Source organism: Natronococcus occultus SP4, from assembly GCF_000328685.1.
In the GTDB taxonomy this organism is placed as follows: Archaea; Halobacteriota; Halobacteria; order Halobacteriales; family Natrialbaceae; genus Natronococcus; species Natronococcus occultus.
The window spans coordinates 810,949-828,427 of record NC_019974.1 but is presented as its reverse complement, the minus strand read 5'-3'; the positions used below and the strand labels follow the sequence as shown (position 1 = coordinate 828,427).

The 17,479-nt window shown below is 61.0% G+C and carries 20 protein-coding genes and 1 tRNA gene; 14 read left to right on the top strand and 7 right to left on the bottom strand.

Annotation, left to right across the window (positions count from 1 at the left end):
- Positions 1-157: 157 nt before the first annotated feature.
- Positions 158-1,141 (bottom strand): hypothetical protein, encoded by a 984-nt coding sequence (locus NATOC_RS04130; protein WP_015320164.1) that lies wholly within the window; start codon positions 1,139-1,141, stop codon positions 158-160.
- 413 nt (positions 1,142-1,554) lie between these two features.
- Here NATOC_RS04130 and NATOC_RS04125 point away from each other — a divergent pair, with 413 nt between their 5' ends.
- Complete coding sequence (locus tag NATOC_RS04125; RefSeq protein WP_015320163.1) at positions 1,555-2,562, top strand: tyrosine-type recombinase/integrase; 1,008 nt, start codon at positions 1,555-1,557, stop codon at positions 2,560-2,562.
- Between the two features lie 414 nt (positions 2,563-2,976).
- Here NATOC_RS04125 and NATOC_RS21685 read toward each other — a convergent pair whose 3' ends face one another.
- Positions 2,977-3,630, bottom strand: coding sequence for a hypothetical protein (locus tag NATOC_RS21685; RefSeq protein ID WP_015320162.1), 654 nt, complete (start codon positions 3,628-3,630; stop codon positions 2,977-2,979).
- 312 nt (positions 3,631-3,942) lie between these two features.
- Positions 3,943-4,188 (bottom strand): helix-turn-helix domain-containing protein, encoded by a 246-nt coding sequence (locus NATOC_RS04120; protein WP_015320161.1) that lies wholly within the window; start codon positions 4,186-4,188, stop codon positions 3,943-3,945.
- A 171-nt stretch (positions 4,189-4,359) separates the two neighbouring features.
- On the opposite strand from NATOC_RS04120, the gene NATOC_RS04115 reads away from it, so the two are divergent.
- The 5 genes from NATOC_RS04115 (at position 4,360) to NATOC_RS04100 (ending at position 7,125) form a co-directional block, all read left to right on the top strand.
- Complete coding sequence (locus tag NATOC_RS04115; RefSeq protein ID WP_157224583.1) at positions 4,360-4,863, top strand: SWIM zinc finger family protein; 504 nt, start codon at positions 4,360-4,362, stop codon at positions 4,861-4,863.
- Complete coding sequence (locus NATOC_RS22220) at positions 4,864-5,031, top strand: hypothetical protein (RefSeq protein WP_015320159.1); 168 nt, start codon at positions 4,864-4,866, stop codon at positions 5,029-5,031.
- A gap of 65 nt (positions 5,032-5,096) precedes the next feature.
- Positions 5,097-6,029, top strand: coding sequence for a DMT family transporter (locus tag NATOC_RS04110; protein WP_015320158.1), 933 nt, complete (start codon positions 5,097-5,099; stop codon positions 6,027-6,029).
- A gap of 45 nt (positions 6,030-6,074) precedes the next feature.
- The gene (locus NATOC_RS04105) at positions 6,075-6,869 is read left to right on the top strand and encodes an HFX_2341 family transcriptional regulator domain-containing protein (protein WP_015320157.1); all 795 of its coding nucleotides are present in this window, start codon (positions 6,075-6,077) and stop codon (positions 6,867-6,869) included.
- 76 nt (positions 6,870-6,945) lie between these two features.
- The gene (locus tag NATOC_RS04100; RefSeq protein ID WP_015320156.1) at positions 6,946-7,125 is read left to right on the top strand and encodes a hypothetical protein; all 180 of its coding nucleotides are present in this window, start codon (positions 6,946-6,948) and stop codon (positions 7,123-7,125) included.
- A 220-nt stretch (positions 7,126-7,345) separates the two neighbouring features.
- On the opposite strand, the gene NATOC_RS04095 is transcribed toward NATOC_RS04100, so the two are convergent.
- Together NATOC_RS04095 and NATOC_RS20885 are read right to left on the bottom strand one after the other, a co-directional pair.
- Positions 7,346-7,417 (bottom strand) — tRNA-Ala (locus NATOC_RS04095).
- A complete protein-coding gene (locus NATOC_RS20885) occupies positions 7,408-7,752 on the bottom strand; it encodes a hypothetical protein (protein ID WP_083866559.1) in 345 nt (114 codons plus the stop codon). The genes NATOC_RS04095 and NATOC_RS20885 overlap by 10 nt, the downstream gene beginning before the upstream one ends.
- A 45-nt stretch (positions 7,753-7,797) precedes the next feature.
- Between NATOC_RS20885 and NATOC_RS04090 the strand changes: the two genes are divergently transcribed.
- From NATOC_RS04090 to NATOC_RS04065, 6 genes are all read left to right on the top strand, one after another.
- On the top strand, positions 7,798-9,393 hold the full coding sequence (locus tag NATOC_RS04090) for a long-chain-fatty-acid--CoA ligase (protein ID WP_049888881.1): 1,596 nt from the start codon (positions 7,798-7,800) through the stop codon (positions 9,391-9,393).
- 100 nt (positions 9,394-9,493) lie between these two features.
- The gene (locus tag NATOC_RS04085) at positions 9,494-11,116 is read left to right on the top strand and encodes a long-chain-fatty-acid--CoA ligase (protein ID WP_015320154.1); all 1,623 of its coding nucleotides are present in this window, start codon (positions 9,494-9,496) and stop codon (positions 11,114-11,116) included.
- Positions 11,117-11,319: 203 nt separating this feature from the next.
- Entirely contained in the window at positions 11,320-11,787 is a 468-nt protein-coding gene (locus NATOC_RS04080) for a 30S ribosomal protein S15 (protein WP_015320153.1), read from the top strand.
- A gap of 3 nt (positions 11,788-11,790) precedes the next feature.
- Entirely contained in the window at positions 11,791-12,966 is a 1,176-nt protein-coding gene (locus tag NATOC_RS04075) for a hypothetical protein (RefSeq protein WP_015320152.1), read from the top strand.
- The gene (locus NATOC_RS04070) at positions 12,963-13,229 is read left to right on the top strand and encodes a KEOPS complex subunit Pcc1 (protein ID WP_015320151.1); all 267 of its coding nucleotides are present in this window, start codon (positions 12,963-12,965) and stop codon (positions 13,227-13,229) included. The genes NATOC_RS04075 and NATOC_RS04070 overlap by 4 nt, the downstream gene beginning before the upstream one ends.
- On the top strand, positions 13,226-13,867 hold the full coding sequence (locus NATOC_RS04065) for a 30S ribosomal protein S3ae (RefSeq protein ID WP_015320150.1): 642 nt from the start codon (positions 13,226-13,228) through the stop codon (positions 13,865-13,867). The genes NATOC_RS04070 and NATOC_RS04065 overlap by 4 nt, the downstream gene beginning before the upstream one ends.
- Before the next feature lie 44 nt (positions 13,868-13,911).
- Here NATOC_RS04065 and NATOC_RS04060 read toward each other — a convergent pair whose 3' ends face one another.
- Positions 13,912-14,499, bottom strand: a complete 588-nt coding sequence (locus NATOC_RS04060) for a DUF3179 domain-containing (seleno)protein (RefSeq protein ID WP_049888880.1) — start codon at positions 14,497-14,499, stop codon at positions 13,912-13,914.
- A 69-nt stretch (positions 14,500-14,568) separates the two neighbouring features.
- Positions 14,569-15,015, bottom strand: coding sequence for a cupredoxin domain-containing protein (locus NATOC_RS04055; protein ID WP_015320149.1), 447 nt, complete (start codon positions 15,013-15,015; stop codon positions 14,569-14,571).
- Between the two features lie 216 nt (positions 15,016-15,231).
- Here NATOC_RS04055 and NATOC_RS04050 point away from each other — a divergent pair, with 216 nt between their 5' ends.
- On the top strand, positions 15,232-15,963 hold the full coding sequence (locus NATOC_RS04050) for a protein sorting system archaetidylserine synthase (protein ID WP_015320148.1): 732 nt from the start codon (positions 15,232-15,234) through the stop codon (positions 15,961-15,963).
- Between the two features lie 66 nt (positions 15,964-16,029).
- Positions 16,030-17,475: a HEAT repeat domain-containing protein gene (locus tag NATOC_RS04045; RefSeq protein WP_015320147.1), complete on the top strand. Its 1,446-nt coding sequence runs from the start codon at positions 16,030-16,032 to the stop codon at positions 17,473-17,475.
- Positions 17,476-17,479 lie beyond the last annotated feature (4 nt).

Here is a 17,479-nt window from a genome sequence, read left to right as displayed (position 1 = left end):
TCTCAGGCTCCTCAGGCGAGTCCGGACTATCATAGTGTCTCCCGAGGAATCGTTCTCGGACGAATCTGAGCCTCTCTCGACAAGGTTATCGCTTAGCCGGAGTCCAAGGTAAGAATAGTCGGCCGACATCAAGACATAGCATAGCTTGTAGTTTTCATCAGTGTTGGCTGTCCGCTTCGGATTCTATCTCGTCATCAATGAGATGCTGATACTGTAAGATATTCTCGACAGGATGGATCTCTCGAGGGGATTCAGGGAGACCTTCTATTAGGTTCTGTGTGGGAACATCCCGAACATTGCCATTTTCTACAGCATCCGAGAGGTAATGTGGAACTCGAATAGGTTGTTCAATCGTGAGCTCATTGTTAGTCTCCTCATCTAATTTCCCCCTCTCGTCAATTATTTCGACTGTTAAACATAGCAAACACTGATTCCTAACTTCTGCAGCTACCTCTTCCAATATGCTGCTAAACGACCGCATATTATCATAAGTTTGAACCCTTGGTTCGTAAGAGTCTATTTTTGTTCCAAACTCTCTCTCTGGTGGGAATCCTATACGCGCTTTGAACATCTCAGAAGCAGAGAGAGGGGGTAACCGAGACTTGCCGTCTTCAATACTGGTGAGTTGTACGTACCCCGGTCCGATCACTGTTGATCCGTCTGTATTATTCTTGATCTTACATTTGAGCCGTATAAATCCCACAGCACCCGGTCCGTCATTTCGGAGTTTGATATAGACATTATTTCCGTCAGCAGCGACCGGGCCTGCAAATTTCACATCCGACTCAAATTGGCGTTCGATCAACTCATTTTGTGTCTCTTGGATTGATCTCTGCTGATCCAGAATCTCAGCCTGTTTTTCCCAGATAGATTGCTGTTCCTCCATGATGTCCGTCTGCCTTTTCTGAACGGACTGCTGGTCTTCCATGAGATCCGTTTGTTTGCTTTGAGTAGAGTACTGCTGGTAGTAGAGCACCACAAGAGCGAGACTGAGAAAGCCGGAAACGATGACTGAAGCGGCTTGTAATCCCGAATCGCCAAACTCCAGATATAGTCCGATAGTCACCGAGATGATCGCTATTGCTACTATCACTACGATGACTGCTATTACCACAGTTGAACGATCAGGCCACCTTCCCATTACCACGGACAGTCTGTAACCTTGTTATGTAATGACTCCGATGAAGCGTTTTCACTTCCAGCCGAGAACTAAGCTATTTCTCTATCCCCGGGGTTGTCCAATATGAAAAACCGACGGACGGGTTCGCCCGGCGAGTCAACCCACAATCAAATCGAGAACGAGTCCCTTTCCGAGGACTCAGTTCAAATCGCCCAAATCAGAGTTCAGGGGTATAAGTCGGAAAACACGAAACCCTGCTCTATCGGTCGAATAGCGTCCGAGTAGAACGAATATGGACTCGCCGGGATTTGAACCCGGGGCCTCTCCACCACCCTCCCGTGCTGTCAAGGGCGATTGCACACCGCAGGAGGAAGAAGCCAGATGCCGGCATCCGACCCCCGAACCCTTCTTCCCGCACACAGGTGCGAACGCAAATGACAGAGTCAATGTCACCACGGGAAGCCAAGAACAGATTCCTGAACCACCACGAATCGGAATACTCCGCGAACACACTACAGGAGTACGGGTACTCGCTCGACCGATTCATCGAGTGGCTGGACGAGCAGAACGTCAGCGACATGAACCGGATGACGGGCCGATTGGTGTCCGACTTCGCCGAAGACCGGAAACAGAATGTCAAGCCCGCCACGCTGAAGACTGACCTCGACCGCGTGCGCCGGCTCATGCAGTTCTGTGAGAGCATCGACGCCGTCCCCGAGGGTATCGCGGACAAAATCATCTCGCCCCAACTGGCCGGGAAGGACGAGGCCCGCGACGAGCGCGTGACCGAGAAGCAGGCCGAGGCGATTCTCGACTATCTGGAGAAGTTCGAGTACGCCGACCGACGGCATCTGATATTCTACCTCGTGTGGCACACCGGGTGCCGTTCCGGTAGTCTCCGGGCGCTCGACGTGCAGGACTTCACCTATGGCCCTGACGGCCCGGAGCTTCACGTTCTTCACAGGCCCCACGCGGGAACGCCGCTGAAGAACAAGGAGAAGGGCGAGCGGATTATCTCGCTCAACGACGAGGCCACGGAGATTATCGAGACGTGGCTGGAGTACCACCGCCCGCCCGTCGAAGACGAATACGGGCGAGAACCGTTGATAGCCACCAGCCAAGGCCGTATTTCGAAGGGTGCGCTACAGCGGAACTTCTACGTGATGACTCGGCCCTGCTGGTACTCCAACGAGTGCCCGCACGACGTGAAGGTGAGCGAGTGCGAAGCTCGAACGCACCACGGAGCCAGTAAGTGCCCGTCGTCGCGGTCTCCCCACGCGGGAAGGCGCGGGGCAATCCAGCGGTTCCTGAACAACGACGCCGAGCTTGAGGACGTGTCTGGTCGGGCGAACGTGAGCCGAGAAGTGCTGAAGAAGCACTACGACACGGGGGACAAGCGGGAACTCCAGCGACGGAGACGACGGAGTCTCGATAAGTTCTAAAATATACAATATTTTATTACCCGCAGTTATTTTCCTTGGCCCCTGTTCTCCGACCGCCTATAAGCCCCATATCGCGGCTTTGAGTAACCAACGTACAATCTATACCCTCGGAGCATTCTGGAATGAGCCAGCGGCAGTCACGGGCCGTGTGAGAGCCATACGGAGGGCCAACAGTAATTGGTAGAACTCGAAGTGGACGGGAACCCCGCCTACACCAATCCACCAGAGCGAGAAACCGATTTGGAGGCTGGTCGTCTCTGACTGCTACTCGGTGGGTAGGTGGTTCCGACGAGGTTTTCGACCTTGCTCTCATCAGTCACCGACCTTCCCGACGAACTCGTAGGCCTGATTGACAGGTTTCGTTGGTCTCTCTCCTACACTTATTAGTATACAACAATCTATATAAAGGGCCTCTCAGGCCGTCGCTCCCTCGGAAGCGGTTTGATTCCAGAGGCTCCACCATTGAGGTGCAGTCGGTGCTGCGGGCGGTTTTCGTCGTTGTTGGAGCGTAATATCCAACCGATTGCATAGCTTTCCATACCACCTCCTGTATTCCTTCTCTGACACGCCGACGGATTCTCGTACAGTCTCGAACCACGGGTCACGCGGTTTGTGGTTCGGATGTGTTCTTGCTCCGTCCTCGTAGCAGACGATGCCACACAAGCAGAGATAGACGACCTCGCTCCGAAGCCCTCGGATTCTCGCTGCCTTCCGAATCCCATACCCATGCACCCGCTGAAGTTGCAGGTCGGTCAGTCCGATTTGAGTAGCAACTGCTTGGCGAGCGTGCCACTTTTCTTTCTCGTTCGCTAATGTGTTGTCCTCGAACTTTCCGACCCATGTGCCATCGTTATACAGATTTAGGCGCTTGTAATTCGGGAAGGGCGGATGACGCTGCCATGCCGGCGCAGTCATCTTGTATGGAATATTCCGCGCCTTCACGTCCTCTTTTTCTCTATCGAGGTCGAGATATGTCCGATTCGGTTGAAGGGAAGTTTTTTCCCACGAGATACGTCCATCGTCATCATACGTCCAGTTGATTTCTTCAGGATTAGAGTAGTCACTCATATGTTGTCACCTGAGATGCACGAAGAACTCTCTGAGTAAGTGGCGTGATATTCCCCGCAAAAGGTCACGGCAGCTCAGAGTCCGTGCTTCTCATTGATTAGACAACGTCTGAGAGCTTAGCTGTTGCGCTTGAGCAAGTATAGACGCCTAATATGCCGAGATATGGCAAATCATACTTTCGTCTCCCCCGCCTTCTCGCCGGCTTCGAGACCCTAACGCGAGAGCGGATTCCGAAAAATTCTGTGAGGGTAACGACGGTCATAGAGCCCCCCACCCCTGCCTGACCGTGTACTAACCCGCCCCCCTTCTCGTCTACTTCGTGCCATCATTCAGCCGTATGTAGACAACAGCCCGCGCTCCGACTGTCTTCTTGTGTAACTCGCCGGATTCAACAAGCTCCTCCAGTTTGTGGTATGCGGCAGGACGTGAATACCCGAGTTCTTCAGCTACTTCGGTCGCAGTCAAGACGGGAACCTCCGCCAACTCGAAGACCTCCAGCACACTCTCAAGAGTAAGTTGCTCGGTGTATCTCCCGCCCTCATCGCGCTCGCGTTCCATATCCCGATTTCGAGGTACAGCGGCTTAACTCCTGTTACTACGTGGTAAAAGGAGGTAGCTTTATCACCTCTTACTACGTGGTAACTGGTAGAGAAGCACGGTTCCCTCGGGATGTGTGAAAGCGTCCGGGTGTTGCAGCACCCGGAGCCGGCTTCTCCGTGGAGAGAAGCAATGGAAGCTATCGAAACCAGCGGCGAAAAGAGCATCGTTGACGAACTCAACTTCGGCAAGAAGACCGCCAAGCGCGTGGCGTGGGAGTCGTGGGAATTTACGGTGGTTGGCCCGCACCAAGTCAAGGTCACGAACGCGAGCTACGGCTACCTGAAAGACGACCACGCCTACGTGGTCGGGGTTGAGGTGCGGAATGGTCGGCCCGTCCCCGTCGAATGCGACTGCCCGGCAGACCAGTTCAGTGAGGAGTATGCCTGCAAGCACCGCGTTGCGCTGGCAGCCATCGGCGGCCCGACCGTGCTGAACGCGGCGGTGGCCTGCGAGACCCCGAAGTCCGACACCGACCCCGACCCCGACGCCGTCGAGACCGCGAACACGGCAGCAGACAAGCTCCAAGCTGACGGGGGCGTTCCCGCCGAGACCGAGGAACCGGCAGAGTGTGATTGCACCCGTGAAGGTGGCTTTCCGTGCTGGCCGTGCTTTCGTGACGGGGAGGCCGAGTAAATGATGGAGTCACCGAAGGCGCTACTGGTGGTTGACCTCCGCGAACTCGCGCTCATCTACGACCTGAGTCAGGAAGCCGTCCGTGACGAGAGCCGGCACACGAGCGACCGACGGACGGCAGCGGGGTTGCATGAGGAGTGCGCGGCCCTTCTCGACAGAGATGAATAAAGTAATTCAACAGTAACGATAGTAACGGATATAACGTTACTAACTTCGACCGCTGTTTTCCGGTGATGACAAGTTGGCAGGACACAGCACGAAAGATAAGAGGTTCGATTCCCTTCGTTTCAAAGCATACTCGGGCTGTTCTTGAGGCGCTGTTTGTGACCCTTTTGTGGTCGTCCTCGTATGTTCTAATCAAAATCGGACTTGAGGAGATACCTGCGCTGACGTTCGCAGGATTGAGGTACGGGATAGCGGCAGTCGTACTGTTCCCACTCTTTCTACATAATGGAGGATATCAGTCTGTCCGTAGGCTGAATCGCAGAGATTTTGGCGTTCTTCTAATACTCGGCCTTTTCATGTATGCTGTCACTCAGGGAGCGCAATTCGTCGCGCTTCAGTACCTCAAAGCGGCCACCGTTAGCCTGTTCTTGACATTTACCCCTGTTATTGTTGCTATTTTCAGCATCCCATTGCTCGGTGAGCGAGCATCGCGCCGGCAATGGGCATGGATGGGGATTTTGTTTATCGGGGTTGTAATCTATTTTTATCCGTTTGATTTCGGAACCTTTGTGCTAATCGGACTCGGTATTATGGCGGTTGGGCTCCTCTCGAACTCTCTCGCCTCGATTCTCGGACGGGATGCAAATCGCGACGGAACGTTATCTGCGGTGGCTGTAACGACGGTCAGTATGGGATTCGGGTCGGCTATCCTTCTTGGAACGGGAGTAGCAGTACAAGGATTACCACCATTAAGTCTCCAGAGCTGGTTCATCGTTTTGTGGCTGGCAGTTATCAATACGGCCTTCGCGTTCACGCTCTGGAATCGGACATTACAGACGCTATCTGCAACGGAATCCAGCGTTATCAACAATACAATGTTGGCACAGGTAGCCATTTTGGGATGGGTGTTTCTTGATGAAACCCTCTCTCTGACCGACATTATCGGCTTGACCGTTGTTATGATAGCTGCGCTACTTTTTCAATTGGCTCGAAAAGGGTAACGATGGTAACGAACTATTTTTACTGCAAGAGGTGTAGGTTGCTCCATGAATAACGCACCGCCAGTCAGTAATCGAGTTCATATTTTCCCCCTCGGATTTGAATATGCTCGATTAAAAGAGCCCATCTTTCAATGGAAAGCAGATATTGTTGTCCCAATTGAATACCGAGATAGTGACCATACAGTTCAATTTATAGAGGAATTTCTGGCAGAATTAGAAGAAAACGACCGTATCGAGGTTGATAAGCGTTCGTGTGATATATTCGACCTCTATGACACCCTCGGAACAATATCGAAAGCGATTATGGATTATTCCAACGAGGAGGTGTTTGTCAACCTCTCCGCCGGAAGTAAAATAACTGCAATCGCGGGAATGATTGCGTGTATGGCAACCGGCGCACGACCTATCTATGCCCGACCGTCATACAAACCAGAGAAATCACGGATTCCTGATGAGCCACTCCACGATGAGGTAGCAGAAGTTTTTGAGCTTCCACGATACCCAATTGAGCGCCCCTCTGACTTTCACATTTCTTTCCTCGCATTTATCGATGAGAGGACGACAGAGGAGGCTAATGGGCGCTACCGGGGAGTCAGCAAAAAGGAACTAATCGAATTTGCATTAGACCAAGAGTTCCCTTTCATCATCGAGTCTGAAGCCTCGACGGAGAAGGGATATTATAGATTGTTAGATAGACATGTCGTGAAACCGCTTCAAGAGAAAGAGTATCTTGAAATCGAGAAGATTGGGCGTAAAAAGTACGTCACACTAACCGAAGACGGCGAGAACGCGCTACGAGCATTTCGATATGCAGTTGACCGGATAGAAACCGAAGATTGAGCAAGACCGTAGCTTCTGAAGTGTTTCGATTTGGCTTACGTACCGCAAAAACACATATTACAGGATTGGACGATAGATGTGTGATAAAAATAAGGAGGACGAGGACTCGAATTGGATGCGCGCCGGCTACGACCCGTACTGGTCGGAGTTAGCACAAAACGACGCCGAGTTCGCGGAGATGATGAAAGAAGAAGACCCCGAGCAGTATTACAGTTGGTCGTGGACGCAGAACGGGCCAGACGAAAGCTCAGAGTAGAACATCGCCATTCTTTCTCCACGCAGCCCCGAGCGCGTGAACCACCAGAAGCGTTCCAATGCCGAAAACCGCCATACGGCAGACCCAACTGTATCATCCTACATCAACTCACGACGCGCTATCTTGCCGGTAAAGTACAGCAACTCACAACCCTCTCAGCGGCAGATAGTTATATAGTACCCTGCGCCGTATAGCGATTGGGAAGAACGTAGTAGGGGTATGGACTCGCCGGGATTTGAACCCGGGGCCTCTCCCATGCCAAGGGAGTGATCTACCACTGATCTACGAGCCCTCGCCTGCACTTCTTCGTTTCGTACACACCGGTATAAACCCCTCGATATCGGGCGACAGCGCCGGGGCAGGACACGGTACGTGGTCCCGAACCTCGTTGTCGGTCCGAGCGTACGTCGTCGATCCGATCGCGCCGTCTCGCCGTGCCGTCGCTCCCGAGGACGTCCCCACCACCTCGAGACTGTCCCCGTCCTCGAGACAGCGCTTGCCGTCGCCGTCGAGGACGTCCTCGGCCTCGATCCCCGCTCGTCCTCGCGCTCCCGTCCTCGAGAGTCGCTCGAAACGGCTCCTCGAACCGTCGCGTCGGTCGAACCGCCGGCAGGCGATCATGTCCATGACAAAAGATTAGGCAGATACTGCCATTGGCTGTGAATGGACACCATGAAAACGGCAATGCGGACCACGGACTTCCTCGATCGGGCCGTCGACCTCTACGACGACGTGACAGGGATCGTCGCCCACGACGGCACCGAGTACACCTACGCGGAGGTCAACGAGCGGGTGAACCGGCTCGCTCACGCCCTCGCGGAGCGAGGCGTCGAGCGGGGCGACCGGGTGGCCCTGCTGGCGCCGAACACCCACTACTTCATCGAGACGCTGTACGCGACGAACAAGCTGGGGGCGGTGTTCGTCCCGCTGAACTACCGCCTGACGCCCGACGAGTACGAGTACATCCTCGGCGACTGTGCCGCGACCACCCTGATCGCCGACTACGACTACGCCGACAAGATCGAGCCGATTCGGGACTCGATCCCCGCCGAGACGTTCGTCGGCTACCGTGCCGACGAGATCGACGGCCAGTGGGAAGATTACGAGGACGTCCTCGCCGACCAGCCGACCGACGAGCCCGACAGGCCCGACATCAGCGAGGACGACGACGCCAGCATCAACTACACCTCGGGGACGACGGGCGACCCGAAAGGCGTCGTCCGCACCCACCGCACCGAACACTGGCACGCCCTCGTGCTGAACCAACACATGGAGATCCGGGACGACGACGTCTACCTCTGGACGCTGCCGATGTTTCACTGCAACGGGTGGGGCCACACGTACGCGATCACGGGCACCGGCGGCACCCACGTCTGCCAGCGCACCTTCGACGCCGAGGGCGTCCTCGATCGGGTTCGGGAGTACGACGTGACGTTCATGTGCGGGGCGCCGACGGTGCTCAACTCCCTCATCCAGTACCACGACGAACACGACGTCGAGACCACCGGCGAGTGCGACGTCCGGATCGCGACCGCCGGCAGCGCGCCCGCGACCGCCACCATCGAGACCGTCGAGGACGAGTTCGACTGGCGGATTATCCACATCTACGGGCTGACCGAGACGGCACCGATTATCGCGACCAGCAACTCGTCGCGACGGCTCGCCCAGCGCGGGCGCGAGCTCAAGGTCAAGCAGGGCGCCGAAACGCTGTGTACGGACGTCCGTGTCGTCGACGAGGACGGCGAGGACGTCCCCCGCGACGGGGAGACGATCGGCGAGATCGTCGTCCGGGGGAACCAGGTGATGGATCGCTATCTCAACAAACCCGACGCGACCGAACAGGCCTTCTCCGAGCGCCTCGAGGGCTACTTCCACACCGGCGACCTCGCGACGATCGACGAGGACGGGATGGTCGCGATTCAGGACCGCAAGAAAGACATCATCATCTCCGGCGGGGAGAACATCTCGAGCATCGAGCTCGAGGACGTCCTCTACGACCACCCGGACGTCCAGAAGGCCGCGGTGATCCCCGTTCCGAGCGAGCAGTGGGGCGAGACGCCGAAGGCGCTGATCGTCCCCGGAGCCGACGCCGAGCCGACCGAGGAGGAGATCGTCGACTTCGTCACGGATCACCTCGCGGGCTACAAGAAGCCGACGAGCGTTGAGGTCGTCGAGGATCTCCCCGAGACGGCGACGGGGAAGGTCCAGAAGTACGAGCTCCGCGAGCAGTACTGGGACGACGCCGAGCGACGCGTCGGCCAGCAGTAAGCGAGCCGGTTCGGTCCACCTCCCGCAGGCGGGTTTCGGTCTTGGCACCGATTGACCCATCCGCAAGGAGTATAATGAACGATACTCAAGGACCACGTGTATGGAGGTTCCGCTCCTCGTAACCGACTTTCTCGACCGGGCGCGCAAGTACTACGGCGACGAGGAGGCTATCGTCGCCACGACGGGTGACCGCTACACCTACGCCGAGTTCGGCGACCGCGCCGACAGGCTCTCTTCGGTACTCCAGGGGCGGGGCATCGAAAAGGGCGATCGAGTCGCAGTACTCGACCCGAACACACACTACCACCTCGAGTCGGCCTACGGAATCATGCAGCTCGGGGCGGTCCATACGCCGCTGAACTACCGGTTGACCCCCGAGGACTACGCGTACATGCTCGACGACGCCGGCGTCGACGCCGTCGTTGCGGACTACGAGTACGCCCACAAGATCGACGCCGTTCGCGACGAGGTGCCCACGGAGACCTTTATCGCGACCGACGCCGACGCCCTCGAGGACTGTGACGGCGAGTGGCTCGACTTCGAGGCGCTGATCGGCGAGGCCGACGCCGACTACGACCGCCCCGAGATGCACGAGGACGACGTCATCACGATCAACTACACCTCGGGGACGACGGGCGATCCGAAGGGCGTCATGCGGACCCACCGGACCGAGTCCTTACACGCCCAGCTGGTGACGATCCACCACGAGATCAGCGACGACGACGTCTACCTCTGGACGCTGCCGATGTTCCACGTCAACGGCTGGGGGCACATCTACGCGATCACGGGGATGGGCGCGAAACACGTCTGTACCCGCGGGACCGACGCCGAGACGAACCTCCGGCAGATCCGCGAGGAAGACGTCTCCTTCCTCTGTTGTGCGCCGACCGTCCTCACCCTGTTCGAGGAGTACCTCGAGGAGGCCGACGTGCCGACGACGGGCGACGCGCCGATGCGGGTCACCGCGGCCGGCGCAGCGCCACCCGAGAGCATCATCGAGACCGTCGAGGAGGAGTTCGGCTGGCACTTCCGCCAGCTCTACGGGGCGACCGAGACCGGCCCGCTGATCGGCACCTCCGCGACCCGGCGGCTGATCGACGAGGACAGCGAGGAGCGGTTCGCGCTGAAGAAGCGCCAGGGGATCGCCCCGCTGGCGACCGAGGTCGAGGTCGTCGACGACGACGGAACCGAAGTCCCCTGGGACGACGAGACGATCGGCGAGATCGTCGTCCGGGGGAACCAGGTGATGGACGGCTACTGGGAGAAACCCGAGGAGACCGAGGCGGCGTTCAACGACAAACGCGAGGGCTGGTTCCACACCGGCGACCTGGCGGTCGTCAACGAGAACGGCCTGATGGCGATTCAGGACCGCAAGAAAGACATCATCGTCTCTGGCGGGGAGAACATCTCGAGTATCGAACTCGAGGACGCCCTCTTCGACCACCCCGACGTCGGCGACGTCGCGATCATCCCCGCACCCAGCGAGAAGTGGGGCGAGACGCCGAAGGCGTTCGTCGTGCCCGCGAACGGCGACCCCGAGAACCCGCAGGTCACCGAGGACGACCTGACGGCCTACACCCGCGAACGGCTCGCGGGCTACAAGGTCGTCCACCGCGTCGAGTTCGTCGACGAACTGCCAAAGACCGCGACGGGGAAGATCCAGAAGTACGAACTCCGCGAGCAGGAGTGGGAGGACGAGGAGTCGATGGTCGGACAGGGCTGACGCTTCCTGCGAGCGCGGCCGATGGCCGCCTCAGGACGCAACCCTTTAGTCGTTGCTCCCGGTAGCGACGGTGGGAAGCGCACGGCCGCAAATCCGACTCGCTGTCCACCCTTTCGGGCAGCTTGGGATTGCGGAAGTGCACGGGCAGCCGGAGATCCGGCTGCCGAACACTCGAGCGGTCAGTGCGGTTCCTATCCTCACCAATGGCACGAATGCACACCCGCCGTCGCGGCTCGTCCGGATCGGACAAGCCGACGGCAGACGAACCGCCGGAGTGGAGCGACGTCGACGCGGACGACATCGAAGCCCGCGTCGTCGAACTGGCAGAGCAGGGCTACGATCCCAGCCAGATCGGGCTCAAGCTGCGTGACGAGGGCGTCACGGGCACGCCCGTTCCGGACGTCAAGCTGGCGACCGGAAAGAAGATCACCGAGATCCTCGAGGAGAACGACGCGAAAGCCGACATCCCCGAGGACCTGCGCAGTCTGATGGAGCGTGCGGTGCGCCTGCGCGAGCACGTCCAGGAGAACCCCCAGGACTACCAGAACAAACGCGCCCTGCAAAACACCGAGTCGAAGGTTCGCCGCCTCGTCGACTACTACCGCGGCGACGAACTCGAGGCCGACTTCCAGTACTCCTACGACGTGGCAGTCGAGATCCTCGAGGAGTAAGCGATGTCCACCGAGGGTCGAACCGCCGAGGCGTCGATCGCCCCCCTCGAGAGCGCGGGCTTCGTTCGTATCGTCGCCCGCGCCGACGGCGACGCGCTCGCTGCAGCCGGGCTGCTCGCCCGGGCACTCCGCGAACGGGGAACCCCGTTCCAGGTCACCGTCGGCCACACGGTCACGGAACGCACCGAGCGGGCGAGCGCCACCGAGCCGGAGGCCGACGACGCGACGATCGTCGTCGGAAGCGCCGACGCTGACGGCGACGCCGTCCGGCTCGACGCGACCGACAGGGCAGCGACGCTCGAGACCGTCGAACTCGTCCGCGAGTTCGGCGAGACGCCCGACTACGTCCTCGCGCTCGCGGGGCTCGTCGCGGCCGGGAGCGATCCCGGCGCCGGTGAGAGCGAGTGGCTCCTCGAGACCGCACGCGATCGCGGCCTCGTCGAGTCCCGCCCGGGCGTCGCGGTGCCGACCGCGGATCCCGTCGAGGGGCTCGCCTACTCGACCCGCCTTCGCGCGCCGTGGTCCGGCGATTCGGACGCGGTCAGTGACGCGCTTGCGGGGCTCGATCTCCCCGAACCCGGCGCGCTCGGGACCGACGACCGCCGCGCGATCGGCTCGCTGGTCGCGCTCGAGACGGTCGGCGCCGAGGACGCGACCGACCGGAGCGCCGAGGCGATCGGGCAGGCGTTACAGCCGTACGCGACCCCCGAGTCGCCGTTTGCAACCGTCGGCGGCTACGCCGACGTGCTGACGGCGACGGCCCGGACCGAACCCGGTACCGGCGTCGCGCTCGGGATGGGTCACGGCGTCGATCGAGCCGCGCTCGAGGCCTGGCGAACGCACGGCCGTAACGCCCACGCGGCGCTCGATTCGGCCGCGGCGAGTCGCCACGACGGCCTGGTCGTCCTCGAGCTCGAGGACGGCCCCGTCGAGACGGTCGCCGAGCTCGCGGTCGCCTACCGATCGCCCGAACCCGCCGTGCTGGCGCTGGGCGACGGCGAGGCAGCCCTGGTCGCGGCCGACGTCGTCGACGTGTCGATCGAGGCGATCGCGCGGACGCTCGCCGACGAAACCGGCGACGCCGTCGCGTACGACGACGGTCCGCGACGCGGCTACCTGCGGTACGACCCGGATATGGACGAGTCGACGATCACCGCGACAGTGAGGGAGTTCCGATGAGTCGGCGGGCGACGATCCGAACGACCCACGACGATCCGGAGCTGATCGCGCGGGCGCTCGCGCCCGACAACACCGACGAGATGGAGACGACGACGGAGGCCGACGCGGTCGTCACGCGGATCGAACGCGAGACGACCGCCGGGCTTCACTCGACGGTCGACGACTACGCGGTCAACCTCGCGGTCGCGCTCGAGGTCGCACAGCAGACACACCCGACGGACGCGGGCACTGCGTCCGACACCCCAGATAACACAGAATCATGAGTGAACGTTCAGTTTCACGCGCGAAACAGGAAAAGCGGTGGTACACCATCCACGCTCCCGAGCAGTTCGACCGCAAGGAGCTCGGTGAAACCCCCGCTGACGAACCGGAAAAGGTCTACGACCGAACCATCGAGACGACGCTCGGCGAGCTGACCGACAACGCCAGCGAGAACAACACGAAGCTGACCTTCAAGATCACCGACGTCGGCAGCGACGCGGCGTACACGGAGTTCCAGGAACACGCCCTGACCCGTGACTACCTGCGCTCGCTGGTCCGTCGCGGTGCCTCGAAGATCGAGGCCTACGTCACCATCCTGACGACCGACGACTACCGCGTCCAGGTCCAGCCCGTCGCCTTCACGACGAAAAAGGCCGACGCGAGCCAGGAGAAGGCCATCCGCGAACAGATGGTCCAGATGATCGAGGAGGCCGCCGCCGAGCGGACCTTCGAGGAGCTCATCGACAGCATCGTCGAGGGACGGCTCTCCTCGGCGATCTACGGTGAGGCCAAGACGATCTACCCGCTGCGCCGCGTCGAGATCCAGAAGACGACCCTCGAGGCCTACCCCGAGGAAGTCGCCGAAGAGGAAGCGACCTCCGTCGACGTCGACGAGGAAGACGTCGCGACCGACGAGTAACGCAGCCGTCGACCGCGGTTCGCGGCTCGAAACCTCTCGATTTTTCAGTAGAAGGCGTCGGCGCCGTGATCGTCCCGCCAGGCGAACGCGAAGAGCCGCCGCGCCGGCACTCGGTCGAGTTCGCGTCCGTCCGCCGCGGCGCCCGTCACGCCGTCCCACGTCGTCCCGTCGGCTCGAACCTGTCCGTCGTCGGTTCGCTCGAACTCGTAGCCCGGGTTCTCGAAGGCGTGGACGCCGTCGTCGGTCGCGAGGACGACGATGTCAGTCCCGCCGACGGTCTCGTGGACGACGCCGCCGTCGTCCTCGACTCGGGGCAGGGGGAATCCGAGCGCCTCGTCCTCGAACGCCACGCCGAGGACGACCGTCTTGGGATCGAGGTCCTCACGATCCCACGACCGCTCGCCGTCCGTACCGCGGTGGGCCGCGAGTCCGAACCCCTCGCCGTCGAAGTAGTCGGCGATCGTATCGTTGACGATCTCGTGATAGGGAAGGATGCGAAGCGGGTACGCTTTCGGCCGAGACCCCTCGAGGACGATCACCTCGCCGTCGGGCTCGCCGGCGTGGTCCGGGCCGAACGTCGGCGCGTCGATGCTGGGAATCGCGTCCTTCGGAACGACCTGTCGGACGTTCATGGACGACTCGAGGAACGGCTCGCGCAAAACACTCCCGACGAAAGATCGGTCCCGCGAACGGAACCGGGACTACTCCACGACGACGACCTCGCCGATCATCCCGCCCTTAACGTGGGGTTCGCAGATGTAGGTGTAGGTGCCGGGTACCTCGAAGGTGTGTTCGTAGGTGTCGCGGGTACCGAGCCGACCGCCGCGGTACTCGTGCCAGGCGTCGATCGCCGTCTCCTCGTCGTCGTAGCCGCCGCTGGCGAAGTACTCGGCCTCCTCGGGGATCTGATTCTCGAGGGCGGTGACGGTGTGGTCGGCGCCGCTGGTGTTTTTCCAGACGACGGTCTCGCCGACGCTGGCCTCGTAGGTCTCGGGAAGGAACTCGTTGCGGCTCATGCCGATGTCACAGTCCTCGCCGGCACACGGGCCGTCGTCGTCATCGTCGAATACGCTGAGGACGGACGTACAGCCGGCCAGCCCGGCCGCGGCACCGGTTCCGACGGCGGCGAGGTAGACGCGCCGGTTCATGCGCGAGCCTTGGGACGGTCGCGGTATAACGGCCCCGGTTCGATTCTCGAACGGGGCGGCTCAATGGCGAACACGTTCGCGAACCGCGGAGCTCCCATCGACGACGTTCGAATCGAGGACGTCGGAGTCGACGGGGGCGGACACTCGCCACTTCGAATCAGCGAGTATTCCGCCGAAACGAAAACACGTAAGGTATCGGCCTCCCGTATCGAACGTATGCTTCCGCGGTTCGTCGGACGACTGGGTATCGCGGACGCGGTGACGATCGCCAACGCGACGCTTGGCTTCGTCGCGATCGTCGTCGCGTTCGTCGACATCGAACTCGCCGCACGACTGATCTTGCTAGCGGCGATCGCCGACGGACTCGACGGCCTGCTCGCGCGTCGCTACGGCGGCACCGAGGCGGGCCCGTACCTCGACTCGCTTGCCGACGTCGCCTCCTTCTCGGTCGCCCCCGCCGTCCTCGCGTTCGTCGTCGTCACCGACGGGCTCGGGATCGGCTTCGAGGCCGTCACCGCCGAGCTGCTCGTCGTCACCGCGATCTGTGCGCTGTTCGTCGCGATGGCGGTCACCCGGCTGGGGCTGTACACGGCCTACGACACGACCGGCAGCTACACCGAGGGCGTTCAGACGACGCTGGCCGCGACGATCATCGGCGCCGCGATCCTCGCCGGCGATCCCGCCGGGATCCCCGTCCTCATCCTGGCGGTCACGGCTGCGTTCACCTACCTGATGGTCTCACCGATCCGGTACCCCGACCTGCTCGCTCGAGACGCTGCCATCATGGGCGTCGTTCACGCGCTCGCGATCCTCGTCCCGACGGCTGCGGGCCGAACGTTTCCCTACGCCCTGTTGACGCTTGGAATCGCGTACATGACGCTGAGCCCGTGGCTCTACTGGCGGCCCGAGCCCAGACGGACCGAAACCGACCTGCATGGAAACGCTTAGGAACGTGCTGACACGATCAGTACGTATGAACGAAGTCACGCGTCGGTGTCGTCCCCGGGTGATTCCATGAGCGAGGACGAAGCGAACGGTGACGAGGAGCCGGCCGACGAGCCGGACGAGCGGGAGGCTGCCAACGAGGTCGAAGCGGAAGACGAGCCAGACCTGGACGAGGACGCAAACGAGCTCGAGGCGATCCGCGGCCAGCTCGACGCCTTCGAGACCCAGATCGAGGAGTTCGATGCCGAGCTCGAGGCTGCCGAGACCGAGGACGATCTCGACGAGGTCGAGCCGAAGCTCAAGGCGTTCCGCGAGGAGCTCGAGGGGCTCGAGATCCCCGACCCTCCCGAAGACGAGGAAGACGACGAGGATGACGAGGAAGACGTCGTCTACCCCGAAGAGGAGCTCCAGGACCGCTACGACGAGATCGAAAGCGACCTCGAGGAGCTGGAGGACGACCTTGAGGACCAACGCGGCCCCTACGCCGAGGACGTGATCGGCGAGATCGAGGGCGTCAGCGGCACGATCACGGGCACCCGCTGGACGATCGAGGGCGAGGAGGAATTGATCGACGCCGTCGACGACTTCCTCGGGGAGACGAACGACCTCCTCGGCGCCTCCGTCACGGCTCCCGAGGACCTGGAGCCAACCGAGTGCGCCGAACTCCGCGAGGACGTCCTCGACGAGGACGAAGGCGTCCCCGAACGGCTCGCGGCGACGCTCGAGGAGGTCACCGACGCCGTCGAGGCCGCCGACCTCGACCCCGACGAGGACGCCGGGACGATCGCCGCCCTGCTCGAGGCGACTGACGAGTTCGAGAGCGACGTCGACGACGCCACCGAGTGGACCGATCTGAAGGTCCGCGAGCAGCTCCGCCGCGAGGGCTTTTACGACGTGCTCGATCACGTCAAGGACTTCCCGCCGGAGTGGCACGCCCTGAAGGTCCACGAGAAGCGCGGGAACGTCGAAATGATCCTGCTCGCGCTGGACTCGCTTGGCTCGGAGTTCATGGAGGAACACTGCCTGGAGTCCCTAGAGCGGATGGGTCCCGAGGAAGCGATCGAGCCGATGGTCCAGAAGGCAAACCGCCGGGATACGACGGCGATGAGCATCCTCGGGAAGATCGGCGTCGACGACGAGCAGGTCGTCGACACGCTGCTCGACTACGTCGACTCGAACGTCCAGCTCCAGCGCCCCGCGTTCAGGGCGCTGGGCGAGATCGGCGCCGAGGACGCCGTCCAACCGATCGCCGAGGAGCTTGCCACCAACGACGACCCGACGGTCCGCAGCAACGCCGCCCGCGCGCTCGGGCTAATCGGTGACACCCGAGCCATCGAGCCCCTGGCCGACGTCCTCGAGGACGACGACGCCGACCGCGTCCGGGCCAGCGCCGCCTGGGCACTCAACCAGATCAGCACGGCGGAGGCCCTCGAGGTCGTCGCCGACTACGCCGACGACCGCGCCTACCTCGTCCAGGCCGAGGCCGAGCGCGCCGATCTCGAGCCCGCAGCCTGACCTT